Annotated in this window: 16 protein-coding genes; 12 read left to right on the top strand and 4 right to left on the bottom strand. The window is 51.4% G+C overall.

The genetic code is table 11. The annotated features are described in order from the left end of the window. Positions 1 to 200 precede the first annotated feature (200 nt). Together QZN42_RS05095 and jag are read left to right on the top strand one after the other, a co-directional pair. Positions 201 to 1,274 carry a YidC/Oxa1 family membrane protein insertase gene (locus tag QZN42_RS05095; RefSeq protein WP_296954874.1) on the top strand — a complete coding sequence of 358 codons (1,074 nt, stop codon included), beginning with the start codon at positions 201 to 203 and terminating at the stop codon, positions 1,272 to 1,274. Continuing rightward, the gene (gene jag / locus QZN42_RS05090) at positions 1,275 to 2,138 is read left to right on the top strand and encodes an RNA-binding cell elongation regulator Jag/EloR (RefSeq protein ID WP_296954872.1); all 864 of its coding nucleotides are present in this window, start codon (positions 1,275 to 1,277) and stop codon (positions 2,136 to 2,138) included. It begins immediately after the preceding gene. Between the two features lie 423 nt (positions 2,139 to 2,561). On the opposite strand, the gene QZN42_RS05085 is transcribed toward jag, so the two are convergent. After that, entirely contained in the window at positions 2,562 to 3,341 is a 780-nt protein-coding gene (locus tag QZN42_RS05085; RefSeq protein WP_296954871.1) for a PhzF family phenazine biosynthesis protein, read from the bottom strand. A gap of 250 nt (positions 3,342 to 3,591) precedes the next feature. Here QZN42_RS05085 and QZN42_RS05080 point away from each other — a divergent pair, with 250 nt between their 5' ends. The 7 genes from QZN42_RS05080 (at position 3,592) to QZN42_RS05050 (ending at position 11,418) form a co-directional block, all read left to right on the top strand. After that, positions 3,592 to 4,464 carry a LysR family transcriptional regulator gene (locus QZN42_RS05080; protein WP_296954870.1) on the top strand — a complete coding sequence of 291 codons (873 nt, stop codon included), beginning with the start codon at positions 3,592 to 3,594 and terminating at the stop codon, positions 4,462 to 4,464. 294 nt (positions 4,465 to 4,758) lie between these two features. Further along, entirely contained in the window at positions 4,759 to 7,020 is a 2,262-nt protein-coding gene (gene recQ, locus QZN42_RS05075; RefSeq protein ID WP_296954868.1) for a DNA helicase RecQ, read from the top strand. Positions 7,021 to 7,917: 897 nt separating this feature from the next. After that, entirely contained in the window at positions 7,918 to 8,712 is a 795-nt protein-coding gene (locus QZN42_RS05070; protein ID WP_296954866.1) for a thymidylate synthase, read from the top strand. After that, positions 8,709 to 9,185 carry a dihydrofolate reductase gene (locus QZN42_RS05065; RefSeq protein WP_296954864.1) on the top strand — a complete coding sequence of 159 codons (477 nt, stop codon included), beginning with the start codon at positions 8,709 to 8,711 and terminating at the stop codon, positions 9,183 to 9,185. The genes QZN42_RS05070 and QZN42_RS05065 overlap by 4 nt, the downstream gene beginning before the upstream one ends. Positions 9,186 to 9,444: 259 nt before the next feature. Further along, positions 9,445 to 9,861, top strand: coding sequence for a flavodoxin domain-containing protein (locus QZN42_RS05060; RefSeq protein WP_296954862.1), 417 nt, complete (start codon positions 9,445 to 9,447; stop codon positions 9,859 to 9,861). A gap of 566 nt (positions 9,862 to 10,427) precedes the next feature. Further along, positions 10,428 to 10,775, top strand: coding sequence for a hypothetical protein (locus QZN42_RS05055; RefSeq protein WP_296954861.1), 348 nt, complete (start codon positions 10,428 to 10,430; stop codon positions 10,773 to 10,775). A 379-nt stretch (positions 10,776 to 11,154) separates the two neighbouring features. Next, positions 11,155 to 11,418 carry a hypothetical protein gene (locus tag QZN42_RS05050; RefSeq protein ID WP_296954859.1) on the top strand — a complete coding sequence of 88 codons (264 nt, stop codon included), beginning with the start codon at positions 11,155 to 11,157 and terminating at the stop codon, positions 11,416 to 11,418. A 2,162-nt stretch (positions 11,419 to 13,580) separates the two neighbouring features. On the opposite strand, the gene QZN42_RS05045 is transcribed toward QZN42_RS05050, so the two are convergent. Then, on the bottom strand, positions 13,581 to 13,871 hold the full coding sequence (locus QZN42_RS05045; RefSeq protein WP_296954857.1) for a type II toxin-antitoxin system YafQ family toxin: 291 nt from the start codon (positions 13,869 to 13,871) through the stop codon (positions 13,581 to 13,583). Beyond that, positions 13,868 to 14,140, bottom strand: a complete 273-nt coding sequence (locus QZN42_RS05040; RefSeq protein ID WP_296954854.1) for a type II toxin-antitoxin system RelB/DinJ family antitoxin — start codon at positions 14,138 to 14,140, stop codon at positions 13,868 to 13,870. The genes QZN42_RS05045 and QZN42_RS05040 overlap by 4 nt, the downstream gene beginning before the upstream one ends. A gap of 1,505 nt (positions 14,141 to 15,645) precedes the next feature. On the opposite strand from QZN42_RS05040, the gene QZN42_RS05035 reads away from it, so the two are divergent. Continuing rightward, a complete protein-coding gene (locus tag QZN42_RS05035) occupies positions 15,646 to 17,031 on the top strand; it encodes an ATP-binding protein (protein WP_296954852.1) in 1,386 nt (461 codons plus the stop codon). Positions 17,032 to 17,611: 580 nt separating this feature from the next. Here QZN42_RS05035 and QZN42_RS05030 read toward each other — a convergent pair. After that, the gene (locus QZN42_RS05030; protein WP_296954851.1) at positions 17,612 to 18,139 is read right to left on the bottom strand and encodes a helix-turn-helix domain-containing protein; all 528 of its coding nucleotides are present in this window, start codon (positions 18,137 to 18,139) and stop codon (positions 17,612 to 17,614) included. A 255-nt stretch (positions 18,140 to 18,394) separates the two neighbouring features. Between QZN42_RS05030 and QZN42_RS05025 the strand changes: the two genes are divergently transcribed. Both QZN42_RS05025 and QZN42_RS05020 read left to right on the top strand, forming a co-directional pair. Beyond that, the gene (locus QZN42_RS05025; protein ID WP_296954850.1) at positions 18,395 to 18,889 is read left to right on the top strand and encodes a phage holin family protein; all 495 of its coding nucleotides are present in this window, start codon (positions 18,395 to 18,397) and stop codon (positions 18,887 to 18,889) included. Next, positions 18,886 to 19,515, top strand: coding sequence for a GH25 family lysozyme (locus QZN42_RS05020; protein WP_296954849.1), 630 nt, complete (start codon positions 18,886 to 18,888; stop codon positions 19,513 to 19,515). Before QZN42_RS05025 ends, QZN42_RS05020 begins: the two co-directional genes overlap by 4 nt. Positions 19,516 to 20,099: the final 584 nt, after the last annotated feature.

Here is a 20,099-nt window from a genome sequence, read left to right as displayed (position 1 = left end):
CTTATACATTTGGCGGCCACCTTCACGGACCACGGACCACGGCCGGGACAGATGACGTCCATCATTATTTCCTCACTGATTTACAAATATCACCCCGGCAAGTCTATTTCCAAAATCATAACGACACCCATCCTAAGCGCCTTTGAAATGCAGAAGACGCCCATTCCGCGGTTGAAATGAAGACCGTACAAGGAGTAAAAATGAGTGACTTTCAGATTCCGCTTCTGAGCACCTTCGTAGGATTCCTGGCAGATATCATGCGCATCTGCCTGCAGTATGCCTACGAACTTACCAAGGACCTGGGCTTCCCGAGCTACGGGATTGCTATCATCGTCCTGACCATCATCATCAAGACTGCCCTGCTCCCGCTGGCCGTAAAACAGATCAAATCCATGAAGGCCATGCAGGAAATCCAGCCGAAGATGCAGGAAATCCAGAAGAAATACAAGAACGACCCGAAGAAGCTTCGCGAAGAAATGTCGAAGCTTTACAAGGATAACGGCGCAAGCCCCATGAGCGGGTGCCTGCCCCTCCTCATCCAGATGCCGTTCCTGGTTTCTATCTACTATGCCCTCCAGGGCTTCAACTACGACCCGGCCCATGAAAGCTTCCTCTGGCTCGAAAGTCTGGCTGTACCGGATTCCACCTACATCCTGCCTATTCTTTCCGCCGTATCCACCTTCATTATTTCCTGGCAGACCACCCCGAAAGATGCGCCTTCCAACCAGAAGACCATGCTCCTGGTCATGCCTCTCATGATTGGCTGGATGTCCCTCAACTTCCCGAGCGGCCTCGTCATCTACTGGATCGTGGTCAACCTGTACCAGCTCGTACAGCAGACCATCATGTTCCGTGAAGAAATGAAAGATCGCCTCGGCGGTACCAGAAAGAAAGGCACCGTTACCGTACACGGAGACGTGCAGGCTGAAGAAGCAAGACAGCCAAAGAAGAAAAAAGTCGTCCGCAAGAAAATCATCAAGAAAGTAGTCAAGAAGAAACCGGCGGACAAAGAGAACAATGAAAACAAAGAAGTCTCTGCAGAAAAAGACGCTCCTTCCGAAAAAGAACCGGCTGAAAAGCCGGCCTCCGCGAAAGAAGCGCCTGTAGAAAAACCGGAAGAAAAACCGGTTGAAAAAGCTGAAGCAGAAAAAGCAGAAGAACCTGCTGAAAAACCTGCAGAAGCTCCGGAAAAACCTGCAGATACTCCTGAAGAAGCAGCTCCGGAAAAAGAAGCTGCAGATACAGAACCCAAAGGGGAGGCTGACAAGAAATAAATGAGAACAGTGACCATCAAAGCAAAAACCATTGATGCTGCCGTAGAGGAAGGCCTCAAACAACTTGGCATCAGCCGCGAAGAAGCTGTTGTTCATGTCATCGAACAGCCCTCCAGCGGACTCTTCGGCCTCATCCGCAAAAAACAGGCCGTCGTATCCATCTCCGCACCGGATCTCGAAGAAGAACCGGTAGAAGAAAAAACAGAAGCTCCCGCCGAAGAAACCCCGGCAGCAGAAAAAGCGCCGGCAGAAGAAAAACCGGCACCGGCTTCCGAAGAAGCAGAAGACGAAAAAACCGAAGCGCCGGAAGAAAAACAGGGAGAAACCCCGGCTGAAGAAACCGGAGAAACTGAAGAAACCGAAGAAAAACCGGTCAAAGGAAAAGAAGAATTCGTATTCAATGCCGAAGAACAGGCAAAGACCGCAGAAGACGCCAAAGCATTCCTGGCAGACGTATTCAAAGGCATGAACCTGGAAGTCACCATGGAAACCATGATGAACGAAGAACGGATCCTTCTCAACCTTCACGGAGAAGGCCTCGGAATCCTCATCGGCAAACACGGCCAGACCCTGGATGCCCTCCAGTACCTGACCAACCTTGCCTCCGGCAAAGAATTCCGTCACCACTACTTCGTCCTTCTGGACGTGGAAAACTACAGAGAACGCCGCAAAGACACCCTCGAAGCCCTCGCAAGAAGGCTCGCAGGCAAAGTCAAGAGAACCGGCGAACCGGTGAAACTTGAACCCATGGCAGCCGGCGAACGCCGTATCATCCATCTGGCCCTCCAGAACGATGCAGCTATCACCACTGACAGCGAAGGCGAAGCACCGCATAGATATGTAGTCATTAAACTGAAAGAATGATTCTGAATCGAAAGGCCCCTTACGGGGCCTTTTTATTGTGGATAAACTTTTGAGTCGGGATTATCGGGAATGTCGGGGTTATCGGGGTTGTCGGGGAGGCGTGCCGCTGATGCGGCACGTGTATATATGGGGATTTTTCACAGGCAATGTTAAATACCCGTACAAGTGGAATTCACATGCCCACCCTGGTCGGGGGGCAGCGACCAGGGGGGTACTATCGTTATAAGTCGAAAATGAGGAAACACAGGTGGTAAGGCTTCCCTGACCAGGGGCAGTTGGCGGGCTGCGAAGCAGACTGAAAGGGTCAATCGATTTGAAGAATCGATATTTCCACATGATCCTCATTCCCGGGGATTAAAAAGGACGTCTCCAATCGAGGCGCCCTTTTTTAATAACTAACAAATAACCACTAACCACTAACAACTACATCTTCACAAACACATCGGAAATAGAGTAGAGTGCTCCTTTTCCTGCCATCCGTACCTGTTCTCCGTCGAGGGTGCAGTAGAGGACGCCGGTTCTCTTTGATGCCTGGAATGCCACGAGGTCATTTTTCCCGAGCACTTTGGCCCAGTAGGGGATGATATGGCAGTGGCCGGAACCGCAGACCGGGTCTTCAGGAACGGCCAGTTTTGGGGCGAAACTCCTGCTCACGCAGTCGTATTTCGTGCCTTTGGCTGTGATATGGAGGAGAAGGCCGTCCAGTTTTTTTACTTTTTCCTGGTCCGGAGCTGCCTGAATGACATCTCTTTCATCAGGAAGGACGCAGAGGAGGTCCCTGTCCATCCATGCTTCGAGAGGTCTTACACCGATGGCTTTTTCCATATCGTCCGTTACCGGTACCTGTTTCAGGTGGTAAGCCGGGAAGACAAGTTCCAGCAGGTCACCTTTTCTATTGACTGTGAGGGTTCCTCCCATGGTGTGGAAGGTGAGGGATTCTGCGTCTTTTTCATAGAAATGGAAAAGCACATAGGCCGTCCCCAGGGTGGCATGGCCGCAGAGGTCGATTTCTCCGCCCGGCGTGAACCAGCGCAGGCCATATCCGTCTTTTCCCTTTACCGTGAAAGCCGTTTCGGAAAGGCTGTTTTCGATGGCCATGGACTGCATGAGGGAATCCTTGGGCCATTTGTCCAGCACGCACACGGCCGCCGGATTTCCTTTAAATACTTCATCTGTAAAAGCGTCTACGATATACTGTTTCATAAGAAATGCTCCTTTCTTAGATTGATTTCATTATACACAGGTGGTATGATTCAAACAATCGAAACGATTTTAACGAAATGATGAATCATTTTGAACAATAGATCACTTTGATTTCATTACACTTTACGTAATCGTAATCCGTGGTCCTTGACCCGGGAGGGTGCGCCGCCTGTGCGGCGGATTTATAAATCCGCGGGCTTCCTGATTTTTTGCCCCCACCTTCACTTACCACTTGATTTGGGAGGTCAATATGGACATCCGCTATCTGGAAACGCTGGAAGAAATCAATCGCTGCGGTTCTTTCGCAAAGGCTGCGGAGAAGCTGAATTACACCCGCTCCACGGTGACCGTACAGGTACAGCAGCTGGAGAAAGAATTCGGCATCAAGCTTTTCGAGCAGATTGGAAAGAAAATGGTCCTCACCGACGAAGGAAGCCGCATCATGCCCTATGTGGAGCAGGTCCTTGCCAATTACCGGCAGATACTCATCTGCAGCCGGAAAGAAGTGAGGAAACTGCGTATTACGGTGCCTGAAAGCCTTCTCATCTACCGCCTCCAGCCGGTAATTGCGACATTTCGCGAAAAAATGCCGGAAATAGACCTCCAGATTCAGACCGAATCCTGCTACCACATGAACCGGATCATCCTGAATGGCGGGACGGACCTGGCCTTTCACTACGACGTAGGAAAGCCGGATCCCAATATCACCGAACGGAAACTGGCCGAATATCCTCTCACTCCCTTCGGCTCGCCGGATATGAGCGAAAAGGACCGGGACTTTCGCACGCCGGATCAGAAAAAGCCATTCAGCGTGATCGATATCGAGACCGACGGCATCTACAGGGCATCTCTGGAAAATGCGCTGAAGGAAAGACATATTTCCTTCGCCGGAAATATGGTCCTGGGCTCCATCACTGCCATCCTTCAATGCGTGAAGCTGGGCCTGGGCGTGTCTGCCCTGCCGGACTTTGCGGTGAAAAAGGAAATAGAAAAAGGAGAACTCCTCCGCCTGGATACAGACCTTTCGCCTGCGACCATCGGCGTCATGTGCAGCTATCATTCCCACAAAAGACTGTCACCCGCCATGAAATACTTCATTTCCCTGGTAGAAGAAATGATCTGATGTTTGTATGGCTTTCTTTGAAATGGCGAACTTTCATCTTCGAAAACCTTTGAATCGGGGCAATCGGGATGATCGGGAAGGTGGCGCTTTGAAATTATAAAAGTGCCAGATTTTATATTGAAGGCAAATTTGTGCATACCCCTGCAAGGCAGACTTGTAATCCGTATTTCCTCACATATGCGGCTGACCTGCACCCGGGCTGCCTTCTGCCACTAACTGCTAATCACTTATATATAGAAATGATATAATATTACTGATACACTGGTGAAATTTATGAAGGAAAGGAGGGAAACCATGAATCTGACGCCCCTTGGGATATTGAAGGAGTACTTCGGCTACGATTCGTTCCGCCCGAAGCAGCAGGAGGTGATCGATGCCATCGGCCGGGGAGAAGACGTGATGGCCATCATGCCTACCGGCGCAGGAAAGTCCGTGTGTTTCCAGATTCCGGCCCTCCTTTTCCCTTACGGGACGATTATTATTTCTCCCCTCATTTCCCTCATGAAAGACCAGGTGGAAGGACTGACGGAGCAGGGGATTCCTGCGTCCTTTGTGAATTCCACCATTCCCTATGAAGAATCCATCGAACGCCTGCGGGACCTATGGCGGGGAAAAACGAAGCTCCTCTACATGGCTCCGGAAAAACTGGAACCTTCCTACTTCACAAGGTGCCTTGCCCTGTGTCCTATTTCCATGATCGTCATCGATGAAGCCCATTGCGTTTCCCAGTGGGGACACGACTTCCGGCCGTCCTACAGGAAAATAAAAACCTTCATCGATTCCCTGCCGAGGCGTCCCATCGTTACCGCTTTCACCGCCACAGCCACACCCATCGTGGAGCGGGATATGAAGGAAAGTCTGGGTCTTCAGCGTGCCCGGGTCTTCCGCACAGGGCTCGACCGGCCGAATCTCTCCTTCCGGGTCATTGAAGGGGCGAAAAGGGACAATTTCATCCTCCGCTATGTGAAAAATCACAAAAAAGAATCGGGCATCATCTACTGCGCTACGAGAAAGGCAGTGGAAAATATTTACGAAATGCTCACTTCCAAAGGCATACGGGCCGGCCGCTACCATGCAGGAATGGAAGACGAAGACCGGCGGAAAATGCAGGAAGACTTCTCCTTCGATAATCTGACGGTCATGGTGGCTACCAATGCTTTCGGTATGGGCATTGACAAGAGTAACGTGCGATACGTCATTCACTACCAGATGCCAAAGAGCCTCGAAGCTTACTACCAGGAAGCCGGCCGCGCAGGCCGCGACGGAGCGAAGGCCGAATGTATCCTCCTCTACAGCGGACAGGATGTACGGATCCAGAAATACCTCATCGAACAGGGAAATCAGGATGATGAAATAAAAAAACTGGACTACCAGCGGTTAAATGCCATGGTAGACTACTGCCAGACCACCTCCTGCCTCAGAAATTTCATCCTCGCCTATTTCGGGGAGGAAGTGAAAGAACCCTGTGGCCACTGCGGTAACTGCGAAAGCCAGGAAGGAAAAGTGGATATCACCGATCCGGCGAGCCTCATCTTCCGGACGATCGATTCCCTCCACGAGCACTTCGGCGCTTCTGCCGTGGCTGATGTCCTTCACGGCAGCCGCTCGAAGAATATTATTTCCAAAAAACTGGACAAATGCCCCACCTTCGGGAAACTTTCCTTTGAAAAAGCAGCCCACATCAGGAGCATTATCAATAATTTCATCGCCGACGGATATCTCCGGCGGGAAGGAGAGCCCTATGCGGTGCTGAAACTTACCGACAAAGCCAGAGAAGTTCTGGAGGGAAGAGCCAGAGTCATGGGCCTTGCCTTCGGGGCAGAAGACATCATGGCCGATGCGGCAGTCTCCCGCAAAATCGACCGGACTTCCGGCAAACGGGGCACCCTCTTCGAAAAACTCCGGGACCTCCGCAAGACAATCGCCAGGGAAGAATCCGTACCGCCCTTTGTGGTTTTCACTGATGCAACACTGGAAGATATGGCAGCCCTCCATCCGCGGACAAAAGAAGAAATGGCTGCCGTTCACGGCGTAGGCGCTTTCAAACTGGAAAAATACGGTAAGCGGTTCCTCGCCCTTCTCAATGAAGAAACCGCAGAGACGGGTGAAAAGAAACAGACCCTCGAGGAAAAACTCCTGGACCTCCGGCAGGACCTGGCCAAAGCCAATGATACCGTACCCCGTGCCATCTTCACCGATAAAATCATCCGGCAGATGGCCCAAAAACAGCCCACCACCATGAGAGAGCTGAAAACATTCGAAGGCATAGGAAATCATGCGGAAAAATACGGTGAACCCTTTCTGGACCTGATCGCAGGAGAAAAACCGCCCCTCCCGCCTACCTCTAAAGATTTTAAATCCACCGCTGCCTACCTCTTCCTCAAAAGCGTGAGGAAACGGCTCGCCCTCCATCACAAAACAACCGAACCGGCCATCCTCTCTGAAGAAAACCTCCGGCGCCTCTCACAGGGTGACGAGACAGTCCTCACCAGTATGGATGCAGCCGATGCGGCGGAATTCAGGAAAGCAATGAATGTGTATAAAAACATTTCTTGATATCAACTTTGATTTCCCTGGCGGACTTTCATATCGGACAACTTTTGAATCGGGGAAATCGGGAGTCTCGGGGATATCGGGAGACTCGGGAAAGTGTGGTGCAACAGAAAAGAAGCGTCGCAGAGATATATAAAGCTTTTTCCGCACATGTGAGACTAATTGACGAAATATTTCCAGGATGATTGCCTCAAAAGTCCCGCGGTAAGGCTTCTCCTCGGGGAGTCATGCTTTCCACTTAGCTCACTTTCGACATGTACGATAGTACATCCCCCTGCCTCACTTCGTTCGGCTGCCCCCGGACTCGGGGGGCCTGGTGGGCTGCGTCAGACTGAAAGGGCAGAAAATGGTAAATCCTGCACTATCGGTAAACACAGGTCTGAAGATACGGCTAAGCATGCTACAGTTCACCACCTTCCCTGGATGGGAAGGTGCCCGAAGGGCGGATAGGTGTTTTATCGGCAGTCGGGACAACTGCCTCAAACCTGAAGGAAATTGTACTTTCGACAATAATCGTACAAGTCGTTACCGTTAAAGCCCTCCCAAGTTTTGCTCTCGAACGCGATTTGAAGGAGAGAGGCATAGCCGAACGACACACAAATCGCAGTGAGAGTCATGCAGAGGCTGGGAGGGTGGCCGAGCGAAGCGAGGTCGGGTGGGTTGTACTACCTGTACAAGTCGAAAATGTGCAAAAAGGTATACAAAAAGCTCCCGCGCAGCGGGTGAAGGGGGCTGTCCATCATAAGAATGCCGGCTGACTCTAAAGCTCCCTGCGTACCGTACTAACCATTAAACACTAAAAACTAAAACCTATTAACCATTAACTTCGACTGACAAAGCCGGCTCACTTTATATATAATATAAGTAAATAATATAATAGTAATAAAAGGAGGAACCCAATTGAGCCTTGCAGACAAAGAATACCTTGGAATCGTAAAGAACATCCTTGAAAAAGGCGCCCTGGGACAGAACAGGACCGGAATGCCCGCCTACAAACTGCCCCACCAGATCATGCAGTTCGATCTGGAAAAAGAATTTCCCATCCTCACTACGAAATTCGTGGCCTTCAAGACAAGCGTGAAAGAAATCCTCTGGATCTGGCAGAAACAGTCCAATGACGTCCACCTCCTCCAGCGGTGGAACTGCCACGTATGGGACGAATGGATGCGCCCCGACGGAACCATCGGCAAAGCCTACGGCTACCAGCTTGGAAAATACCACCAGGTGGATACCCTCCTGAAAACTCTGAAAACCGATCCCCAGAGCCGGCGGATGGTGGTGGACCTCTGGAACGTGCAGGACCTGCCGGATATGGCCCTCTACCCCTGTGCCTTCCTCACCATGTGGGACGTATCCGACGACGGACGGCTGAACTGCATGCTCGTCCAGCGAAGCGGAGACATGGGCCTGGGCGTACCTTTCAATATGACCCAGTACGCAGCCCTCATCCACATGATCGCCCAGGTTTCCGGCCTGCGCCCCGGTCTCTTTACCCATGTGATCAATAATGCCCATATTTATGAAAACCATGTGGAAGCCCTGAAGACCCAGCTGGCAAGACTTCCCGAAGCCTACGACGCACCGAAGCTCATCCTCAACCCGGATATTAAGAACTTCTACGATTTCAGACCCGAAGACATCCGGCTTGACGACTATAAACACCATGAAAAAATCGCCATGGAGGTATCCGTATGAGCCTTTCCATCATCGTAGCGAAAGCAGAAAAAAACGTCATAGGGAAACAGAATACCCTCCTCTGGCATATTTCCGACGATATGAAACGATTCAAATCCCTGACCATGGGACATCCCATCCTCATGGGCCGCAAAACCTTCGAAAGCCTTCCGAAAGTCCTCCCCGGACGCACCCACTACGTGCTCACAGGAAATAAAGACTACAAAGTACCGGAAGGAGTCCTCCTCTTCCACACACTGGATGACCTCCTGAAATCCCTGCCGGAAGGAGAAAACTTCATCATCGGCGGAGCCCGGTTCTACCGGCAGACCCTTCCCCTGGCAGATACCATCTATTTAACCGACGTTCATAAAGAATTTCCTGACGGAGATGCCTATTTCCCCGAAATCGACATGACAGAATGGAAAGAAATATCCAGAACCCCAGGCACCGGGCCCATTCCCCATGACTTTGTCGTGCTGAAGAGGAAATAGTGGTTAATAAGAAGTAGTGGTAAGTGATAAGTGGTAAGTGAAGGTGCGGCGCAAAAATCAGATAGCGCCGCAGAGATTTATATGGGGATCAAGCCTTCAGCATTCCAGTAGACACTGAACTTTCCTGCGAATCAATTAAAAAAGGCACCTTCCAGATTTCAAAGGCGCCACATCCACGTATCACTTACCACTTCACACTTATCACTTTTATCAACCCATCTTCATCGGAATTGATACCAATCGAAAGAAGGCAAATCCATTGAAAACCGCAGTCCGTTATTTCTCCCGCGGAGGCTCTACCGAAACCATTGCGAAAGCCATTGCCCGGGAGCTTCGTGAAAAAGCAGAACTCACCTCTGTGCCCATCGAAAAGAAAGTAGACCTCCTCTTCCTGGGAAGCGGCGTCTACGCAGGACACATCGATGCCCATGTGAAAGAATTCATTCAGTCTCTGGACAAGGAAAAAGTAGGCAAAGTCGCCTTCTTCTGCACTTCCGTCCTGAATCCTGATGGAAGAGACAAAGAAGTCCGCAATCTTCTTGCCTCAAAAGGCATTCCCATGGATACCCGTACCTTCCACTGCAAAGGGAAATTCTTCTTCGTCTACTCCGGTCATCCCGACAATAAAGACAAACTGGACGCAGCGATTTATGCGAAGAAAATTGCAAAATTGTGATTCACTATAGTAAGAAAGACAGGCTGAAATACGTGCAGCCTGTCTTTTATATTGGGAAAAGTGATAAGTGGTAAGTGAAGGTGCGGCGCCGAATTTGCAGGGCGGCCATTTTATATTAAACTCTATCCGTTGGCAGCTTTTGAATCGGGGCGATCGGGGCAATCGGGAAGGTGTCACTGCTGGTGCAGCGACAAGTATATATGGGGACTGTGCACAGGCGATATTGAAAATCTCATACAAGACGAACTACCCTCCTGGTCAGGGGTACAGTCAAATGAGGTGAGGCAGGGGTACTATCGGTTGAAGTCGAAATTGGGATAAAAAGAAAAAGTATCTCCCAACGATTCCGGGCAATAAGAATTCCTGTAAGTACCTCCGGGAAATAAAAATTCTCAGTATACTAAGAAAACTCAAAAAAATCAAAAGTTTTACCAGTATACTGATAAAACTTTTTTTATATTCAGGCAGGGTACTCGTAAAAGAAGGGTTTCCGGATGAAGTGCCAATCACTGATGACTGACAACCCTCTTCCATCTATGCTACAATATTTCCCAGGGAGGAATATTATGGACGAGAAAACAAAAGAAATCAAATGGACCCCGCCGCCCGGGACCTTTACGGTCATCCGGGAAGCACTGGAACTTTTCAAAGAGATGGTTACAGAACTCGAACTGGACGGAATCGAAATCGATTACAGGGAACTCAAAGCTCTCATGGACTGGTGCAGGGATCACGGAGAAGAGACCATCACCCCGCCTGCGGAAATCTTCGATTACCTCGGGAAATACCTCATTCCCGCCTTCTCCATCCTGGACGACGGGACAGACAGGGACAAACTAGAACCCACAGTGAGAGAATTGATGGAACTCTTCCCGGAAATGAAAAAACAGTGGGAAATGTATGTGGAACCATAATGGTATGTGACAAGTGAAAGTGGCCGCCGAATTGACAGGGCGGCCATTTTTAATCCCCACCTGCCCGTCCTTCATAGCCGGCCTTCGGCCGGAAGAAATTCATCCTGTCTTTCCCAGGTCAGGCGTCAGCGGAGCTGACAGCCGGGGTGACCGGTCCTTGAAATCGAAACTTTTTATACAAATGCTACTGACCATCCGCGAAAAGGCTCCTCTCGGAAAAACCCGAAGGGAGAGGGCCAAGCGATTCAAAGAATCGACAGCATTACATTCCTGAGCACTACCCATTAACCACTAAAAACTAAAAAAATATTTCCACCCTGTCAATCCCTGTCACACCCATCTGCTATACTTTCCACAAAAGACAAAGGAGGTCTTACAGATGGACAATGCGGAAATACTGGCAAGACGGTGGAAATACCTGTACCCCGTCAAAGCGGCTGCCATGAAAAGACAGGGAGTTGACCTCGTCAAAGTAGCCGAAGGGCGTATCGCCACGGCCCGGGAGGAAATGAAACTCCTCCTCACAAAGCTCAATGACGAATCAAGAGAAAAATATACGGACGCAGAAGAACTGGAAGCAGCTTTTGTCAGGAACAAAAGAAACGTCATGAGCGCTATGGAAAGACAGCTGAAGTATCTTTGAAACGAAGCCTTCCGACAGAGACATGAGATTTTCGACGCATAAAAGTTCCGGGTGCACAGTTCAGTGTCCCCCTGCGGGGGAAACTCCCGCGAAACGGGTAAAGGGGGTCGACTATGGAAAGAACGACAAATGACGCAAGTCATTCATGCGTAACGCAGGAAGGGGTCCTCCGGAAGACGGTGATTTCCATGGTACCCCTGTACGACCAATTCCTGTCACAAATTTCGAAAATAAATGGGCACGCTAAAAATTTAACTAAAATCTAATAAAATAAAATTCCTATTTTGTACTATATAGGCAGAGCAAGGGAAATCACCCACGAACTTCCGCTACGGCAGCCATTCTCAGAGAAAGCGGAAAGGGCGACGGACCGAGCTTAAAAATTCACGGGCCCGTGAAAAGAAAAAGAAAACGCCAGCATGAAAAAAGCCACTACCCCAGGATTAATAGGAGCCCCCTGGGAGTAGTGGCTTTTTTCGTGGTTGAATCAGGTACATCAAAGTCCCCTGACGTGCAGCCGCGGATGGTTAACCTTCCCTGGCTAGGACAGCCCGAAGGGGCGGATGGGATAGTAACGGCTTGAAATCGCGCCCACTTTCATCGATTTGCCACGAACCGTCTGCGATTTGCGTCCGAAGGCAGGGGACTCTCCCATGAAGACGGTACGTACTTTTCTTTATCCTCATTTTCGACATGCAGGAACGTACGCCCCCTCACCCTGCGGGAGCTCCCCGGACGCGGGGAGCACTTGCTCATCTGCAGAGGCAGACAGCATGAAGAGGTCTTCTTTTATATTCCCACCCGCCCCAAAAGCAGGGAAAAGGGGTAAGGGGAAAAGGGTGGTGGCGCTGCACAATTCATGAAGCAGCGCCTTTTTTATATGGGTCGCATATAAGTTCCGAGTTCCGAGTGTCCGGTCCTGCGGCAGAGCCGCTCTATGCACCCTGCGTCCCCCTACGGGGGAAGCTCCGCCGAAGGCGGTGAAGGGGGCTGACTCTCGAAAGAATGACAGATGAAACAAATGATGCAAGCGTAACGTAATAGTGGATCCATTGAAGTTGCCAGTTACCAGAAGGTTCCACCAGAAGCCTGGCTGAAAGTCATGCATGTCGATGCAGCATAGAAACAATCATCGCATCGTGAGTATCGTGAATATCGTGGCTATCGTGAAGGCGAGGCTGCACAATTCATGAAGCAGCGCCTTTTTTATATGGGTCGCATATAAGTTCCGAGTTCCGAGTGTCCGGCCCTGCGGCAGAGCCGCTCTGTGCACCCTGCGTCCGGGAGCGGGGGAAGCTCCCGCGAAGCGGGTGAAGGGGGCTATCAATCATATCCATCGGAACTGACTCTATCCACCCACGCGTAACGTAATAGTGGATGCATTGAAGTTGCCAGTTACCAGAAGGTTCCACCAGAAGCCTGACTGAAATTCTAGCATGTCGATGCAGCTAAAAAACAATGAATGCATCATGATTATCGTGAATATCGTGGCTATCGGGAAGGTGGCGCTGCACAGTTCATGAAGCAGCGCCTTTTTTATATGGGTCGCATATAAGTTCCGAGTTCCGAGTGTCCGGCCCTGCGGCAGAGCCGCTCTGTGCACCTTGCGTCCGGGAGCGGGGGAAGCTCCCGAGCGCAGCGAGGGTGAAGGGGGCTGACTCTCGCAAGAATAACAGATGAAACAAATGATGCAAGCGTAACGTAATTGTGGTCCCATTGAAGTTGCCAGTTACCAGTGACTGAATTCTTTGAAACTTTGAAATCTCAGCTGTCTTCGAAACTTCACATTGTCCGGGAGTCGGGACACGGGACTCGGGGTGGTGGCGGGCATCAGAATAATGAAGCCCGCCAATTTTTATATTCCCAGCCAAGTCGTTACCGTTTCAGCCCTCCCAAGTTTTGGGAGGGTGGCCGAGCGCAGCGAGGTCGGGTGGGTTCATCTGCACCTGCAAGTCGAAATTGTCACCCCACCCCCGCGAGAAAAGGCGTCCGGGAGCGGGGGAAGCTCCCGAGCGCAGCGAGGGTGAAGGGGGCTGACTCTCGAAAGAATGACAGATGACACAATTGATGCAAGCGTAACGTATTCATGGATATCATCAAGCGGCAGGATTTGTACACGGATGAAAAAGTCCGCTGCAGGAATATTTCCATACAGCGGACTTTTATTTACCGAAAAGGTCACTATGCGTACCGGTGCGGGAGAGGGTAAGCACGAGCACGTCATTTTCTATGCGGTAGATCAGCAGCCAGTTGGGAAGGACGTGACACTCCCTGTGGCCGGACCAGTTTCCGGACAAAGCATGGTCATGATTCTTTTCATCCAGAGGCTCGCCCAGTGCGAGCTTTGTGATGACTGCATCAAGAAATACGACCTTTAAACCACGCTTCAGGGCCAGCTTGTAATCCTTCCTGAACTGCGTGGTGGGCTTGACGATATACTTTGTCTTTCTCATTTCTTAAGATCCGCCAAAAGCTCATCCAGGTCCGTATACCCCTTTACAGACGGATCCCCGGCAATCCTTTCCGCCTCCAGCATGGCAGCCATCGTCTCCTTATTGGGCTGCTCCAGTCTGACCTTGAAAGGAATGCCCCCTTCCCGCAGCGACTGGCGCACAAAAATATTGAAAGCCGTAGTCAGATTCATGCCGAGCTCAGCAAATAAAGCATCCGCCCTTGCCTTCACCTCAGAATCCATTCGAATGCTGATATTCGTTGTAGCCATACGATCAACCTCCTCTACTATTTATATATATTTTAGGGTATTTGCACGAATATTGCAATGCGGTGCACGAAAAATATAATTTCTTTTATGGAAGTTTTGATTTTTTCCCATTGAAGTTGCCAGTTACCAGAAGGTTCCACCAGAAGCCTGACTGAAATTCTTGCATGTCGATGCAGCTAAAAAATAATGAATGCATCGTGATTGTCGTGAATATCGTGGCTATCGGGAAGGTGGCGCTGCACGGTTCGTGAAGCAGCGCCTTTTTTATATGGGTCGCATATAAGTTCCGAGTTCCGAGTGTCCGGTTCGGCGGCAGAGCCGCTCTGTGCACCCTGCGTCCGGGAGCGGGGGAAGCTCCCGAGCGCAGCGAGGGTGAAGGGGGCTGACTCTCGAAAGAATGACAGATGACACAAATGATGCAAGCGTAACGTAATTGTGGTCCCATGGAAGTTGCCAGTTACCAGAAGGTTCCACCAGAAGCCCAACTGTTATTCATGCATGTCGATGCAGCATAGAAACAATCATCGCATCGTGAGTATCGTGACTGACGTGGCTATCGGGAAGGTGAGGCTGCACGGTTCGTGAGGCAGCGCCTTTTTAATATATTTTGCACTACACAGGCGGAGCACAGATAAGGAAGACCATCAGCGTACTACCGGGCACCACCTTCCCTGGATGGGAAGGTACCGGCGGAGCCGGGGGATAGGTGTTTTATCGATGCAAGTCGAACATTTCTACCATGGAAGTTCCCGGTCCCCAGAAACCGAAATCTTCGAAACTTTGAAATCTCAGATGTCTTCGAAACTTCACATTGTCCGGGACTCGGGAAACGGGACTCGGGGTGGTGGCGGGCGTCAGAATTTGAAAGCCCGCCGATTATATATGCCCACCCGCCCGCCCTTCATAACCGGCCTTCGGCCGGAGAAATTTCATCCTTCCCTGGCTAGGACAGCCCCGAAGGGGCGGATGGGATGATTGATGCTTGAAATCGAAAGCACTTTCATCGATTTGCCACAAAAAGTACGCGTCTTGCGTCCCCCAACGGGGGAAGCTCCCGCGAAGCGGGTGAAGGGGGCTGACTCTCGAAAGAATGACAGATGGCACAAATGATGCAAGCGTGACGTAATTGTGGTTCCATGGAAGTTCCGAGTTCCGAGTGACCCATCAGAGGCCCAACTGTTATCCATGCATGTCGATGCAGTTTAAAAACAATGAATGCATCGTGATTGTCGTGACTGACGTGGCTATCGTGAAGGTGGCGCTGCACAGTTCGTGAAGCAGCGCCCTTTTTTTATGCCCGCCCGCCCCTTATAACCGGCCTGCGGCCGGGGAAGTTTCAGCCTTCTCTGGCCAGAGAAGAGTTCACCAAAGAAACAGAGAAAGTGTCCGCCGCAGGTACGCAGCGTATGGCAGGTGCATTAAAAGTCCGGCAGCTCTTGCTTTTTGCAAATTAGTAAGTTATGATTTAGTAAATTGTAACTTACTAATTTGCAAAGGAGGCTCCCATGTTTATCGGAAGAGAAAAAGAACTGGAGCAGCTGGAAAGCAGGTACCGTCGCGAAGGGTATGAATGCATGATCGTTTATGGCCGCCGGCGGGTGGGGAAGACCGCCCTGATCAGGGAATTCTGCAAAGGGAAGAAAACCATCTTCTTCACCGGCATGGAGACCACAGCCCGGGAAAATCTGGAAAACCTCTCCCAGTCCATTTATGAAGCCAAAGGACAGACCGGCCCGGCACCGGTATACCGGGACTTTTCCGCAGCCCTCGAAGCCATTACGGATATGGCGCGCAAAGAAAAAATCATCCTCGTCATAGACGAATACCCTTACCTCGCCGGATCCTACCCCGGTATTTCCTCCCTCCTCCAGGTAGAAATCGACCACAAATGGAAAGACCTGGACATCTACCTCATCCTCTGCGGCTCCTCCATGAGCTTTATGGAAAAACAAGTCCTGGGCCACGAAAGCCCCCTCTTCGGGCGGCGCACCGGCCAGCTGAAACTCGCCCCCTTTACCATCTTCGAAGCCCGCAGCCTCTTTCCCCATATTTCCGGAGAAGACCTCGCCCTCTACTATGGAGCCACCGGCGGGATTCCCTTTTACCTCACGAAAATGGACGAAAAAAAGACCGTGGGACAAAACCTGGCAGACAACTTCTTCGATCCCGTCTCCTACCTCTTCGAAGAACCGGCGAACCTCCTGAAACAGGAACTGCGGGACCCCTCCACCTACAATGCAGTCATTCAGGCCATAGCAGAAGGAAATACGAAACTCAGCCAGATCGCCTCCAAAGCAGACCTCGAAGTCAGCGCCTGCGCGGGCTACGTCAAAAACCTCATGGATCTGGATATCGTCAAAAGAGAAACACCGCTGGGAGAAAAAAACTCCCGCCGCTCCATCTACCTGCTGAAAGACGGACTCTTCCGCTTCTGGTACCGGTTCATCCCCCGCCACTACTCCCTCATCCAGAACGGAATGGGACAAGCCGCCTGCCGCCGCATCCTCCCCGCCCTTCCGGAATTCATGGGACAAGTCTTTGAAGAAATATGCCTCCAGTGGCTCTGGAAAGAAAATAAAGAAAACCGCCTTCCCCTCCTCTTCGAACAAGCCGGCCGCTGGTGGGGCACCGATCCCCGCACCAGAAAACAGGAAGAAATAGACATCCTTGCCGGAAACGCCGACAAAGACCTCCTCCTCTGCGAATGCAAATGGAGAAACGAAGATACAGACATAGACACACTCCAGACCCTCCTCCGCCGGGGCACCCTCTTCGAAGCACACAGCCGGTCATACATCCTCTTCACCAAAAGAAACTTCTCAGAACGGACAAAAAGAAAAGCAGAAGAAATAGAAAACCTAAGGCTCGTAAGCTATAAAGAAATGATTTGAATGGGTCGCATATAAGTTCCGAGTTCCGAGTGTCCGGCCCTGCGGCAGAGCCGCTCTGTGCACCCTGCGTCCGGGAGCTTCCCCCGTTGGGGGACGCAAAATCGCGGATGGTTTGTGGCAAATCGATGAAAGTGCTTTCGATTTCAAGGATCAGTCATCCCATCCGTCAGCTTCGCTGACACCTTCCCTAGCCAGGGAAGGATGAAATTTCTCCGGCCGCAGGCCGGTTATGAGGGGCGGGTGGGTGGGGATATAAAAAATGCGGCGCTCACGAATTTGCGCCGCACCTTCACGATAACCACGATATTCACGATAATCACGATGCATTCATTGATTTTTAGCTGCACCGGCATGCACGAATTTCAGCCAGGCCCTGAAGGGTCCCACTCGGAACTGGCAACTTCCATGGGCCCACAATTACGTTACGCATGGATGGAAGTAGTCAATTTCGATGGATTTGATAGTCAGCCCCCTTCACCCGCTTCGCGGGAGCTTCCCCCGTTGGGGGACGCAGGGTGCATATAGCGGCTCTGCCGCGGGACCGGACACTCGGAACTCGGAACTTCCATGGGAACATACATTATTTTCCTCTGGGGTGGATGTGCCATTTTTTACGGATTTTTTCTATGATGGTTTTCCGCACCTGGAAGAGGCGGGAGGGGTTGAAGCCGCAGGTGCGGCAGGTTTCCTGCCAGTTTTTTCCGGCGAGGCAGGCTTCGAGGTATTTCTTTTCTTCTTCGGTGAAATGGATTCCCTGCATGAGTTCTCTCAGGGTGGGCCTTGTTTCTTCTACGGCCGGTGTGGTGCCTTCGTCCAGTTCTTCTGTTTCTTTCTGGCGGATCCACTGGCGGATCATTTTCGTCCTGACGGCCCGGAGGCGGCGGTGGATGTAGAGGGGAAAGTAGACGCCTCTTTTCGGGTCGAAGGTTTTCAGGGCTTCGAGGAAGGAGGCGGTGAGTTCGCCTGCCAGTTCTTCCCGGTCGTTGGCGCCGGTGCATAGTTTTTTGATGAGGGGTTCGTATTTTTTCAGCATGGCAAGCATGGCTTCGCTGCTGCCGGATTGGGCCTTTTCTATGAGGGCTCTTTCGATTTCCTTTTCTTTTTCCATTGTGTTTCTTTCCGGCATGCCTTTTGTATTTCCGCGGTTAGACAAAGCATACAGGAATTGGAAATAGAACACAAGTTCGCTAGCAGTTCGCTCTTATTTCCAAAAAAGGCGTCTGGAAGGAAGGGAAGGGGGCGTTTGATTTCTTCTGTTTCATGGAAGAGGGGAAAAGGGGCTGTAAGAGGTAAAATTTTTTTAAAATAAAATCTCCTTTTTGCACTATACAGGCAGGAAGCTTGTATTTCAAAAAGGAGGTTTATGATGAATGATTTCGTAAGAGAGGGGAAGGGTCTCTTCCTGGCTTTTCCCATCAAGTTTACGGGAAGTGTGGTCTTCCTGTCGCTGGGGCAGCATGCGCTGCTTTTCCTGTGTTTTTCGGCGCTGGTGGCGCTGGATGTGCTGAGCCGGTGGCTGGCGATCAGTGCGGAGATGCTCCGGAAGGAGGGGCGGAGGGGGCCTACGCTTTTCGCTCTGGCCCGGGGGATTCCGAGGGCCCGGCGGCTGGGGCTCATCAAAAGTTCGGTGATGAAGGAGCGGGGCGCGTCGAAGCTCATGATGTATGCTTTCTGCGTCTTTGCGGCTGCGGCGGCAGATGCGATGCTGTCTATCTCCGGAAATCCTTCGGGCATGGTGCCTCTGGTGGTGAGTTATCTGACGTCCACGGAGGCGCTTTCGGTGGTGGAAAATCTGTCGGAGGCGGGTCTTTCTTCCATGAAGCGGCTGCTGGAGCAGCTGAAGGGGGTGAGGAAATGAGAGTGGGTATGGATTTTTCCGAGCATAATGGGCGTCTTCCCTGGGACCGGCTGGCTAAGGCGAAGCTTTCCTTTGCGATTCTCCGCCTGGGCTGGGGAAGGGAGCATCTGGACGGAAGGTTTTATGAAAATGTGAATGGCGCATGGGACCATGGGATCCCGCTGGGGGTGTATTATTACAGTTATGCCCTCGCTCCGGAAGAGGCGGCGCGGGAGGCGCGGTTTGTTTCTTTCATCATCCATGATGCCGGTCTTGCGGGCAAGCTTCCTTACGGCATCTGGCTGGATATGGAGGATGCGGACGGCTGGAAGGCGGCGCGGGGCGTCTCTTCGGGCGTGGAAATCACGGCCCTTTGCAGCGCTTTTCTTTCGGAAATAAAAAAGGCCGGTCTTTCGGCAGGGATTTATGCGAGCTTCGACTGGCTGTCCCGTCTCATCGACCTAGAAGCTCTGGGAAATCCTCCTCTCTGGTGCGCCCAGTGGGGAGAAAGGTGCGACATGAAGGGGGTAACCCTCTGGCAGTTCACCGATTCCTACCGGCTGGGAGGAGTTATCGCAGATGGGGATGTAGTGATTTCGGAGTCAATCGTCAGATACAATGGACTGAGTCAGATACGGTATTCGTGAGTCAGCCTCATCACGGTAAGACCCGATAGATTCTGCTTCGAGATTTCGGGGCGGTCGGGGCGGTCGGGGTGATCGGGGTAGTCGGGGAGGTGGCGCTGCTGAGGCAGCGCCGATTTTTTTATGGGGATTTTGCACAGGCGGGTTGAAAGAACGGCTGAGAACCCACCCGCCTTCACTTCGTTCAGGCACCCTCCCAACTCCTGGGAGGGCTTGAACGATAACGATTTGAATGGAATCAGACCATATTGAGGAATTCCTTCCGGCCGGATTTCTGACATCCAAAGAAGAACGCTGCGCTCACTCCGCCCTCCGCGCGGGGCCGGGAATACACATTTCCTCTCGAACGGGGATGCAGCTGCCCGTGCGGCCGGGAATACAGGTACAGGCCGCTCAAGTAGAGCCACTGTCTGCGTACAACCGGTATGAGCTCATTGGCGGGCCTCTGGCCGACAGGGGAGAGAAAGCGGATTGGGGATTGCGGATTTCGGATTGCGGGAAGGTGGCGCTGCTGAGGCAGCGCCGATTTTTTTTATGGGGCTTTTCACAGGCGGGTTGAAAGAACGGTTGAGAACCCACCCGCCTTC

This window comes from uncultured Dialister sp., from assembly GCA_900314595.1.
GTDB lineage: Bacteria > Bacillota > Negativicutes > Veillonellales > Dialisteraceae > Dialister.
Note: the sequence above shows the minus strand (reverse complement) of the source record. Positions and strands in the feature narration are given on the sequence as shown.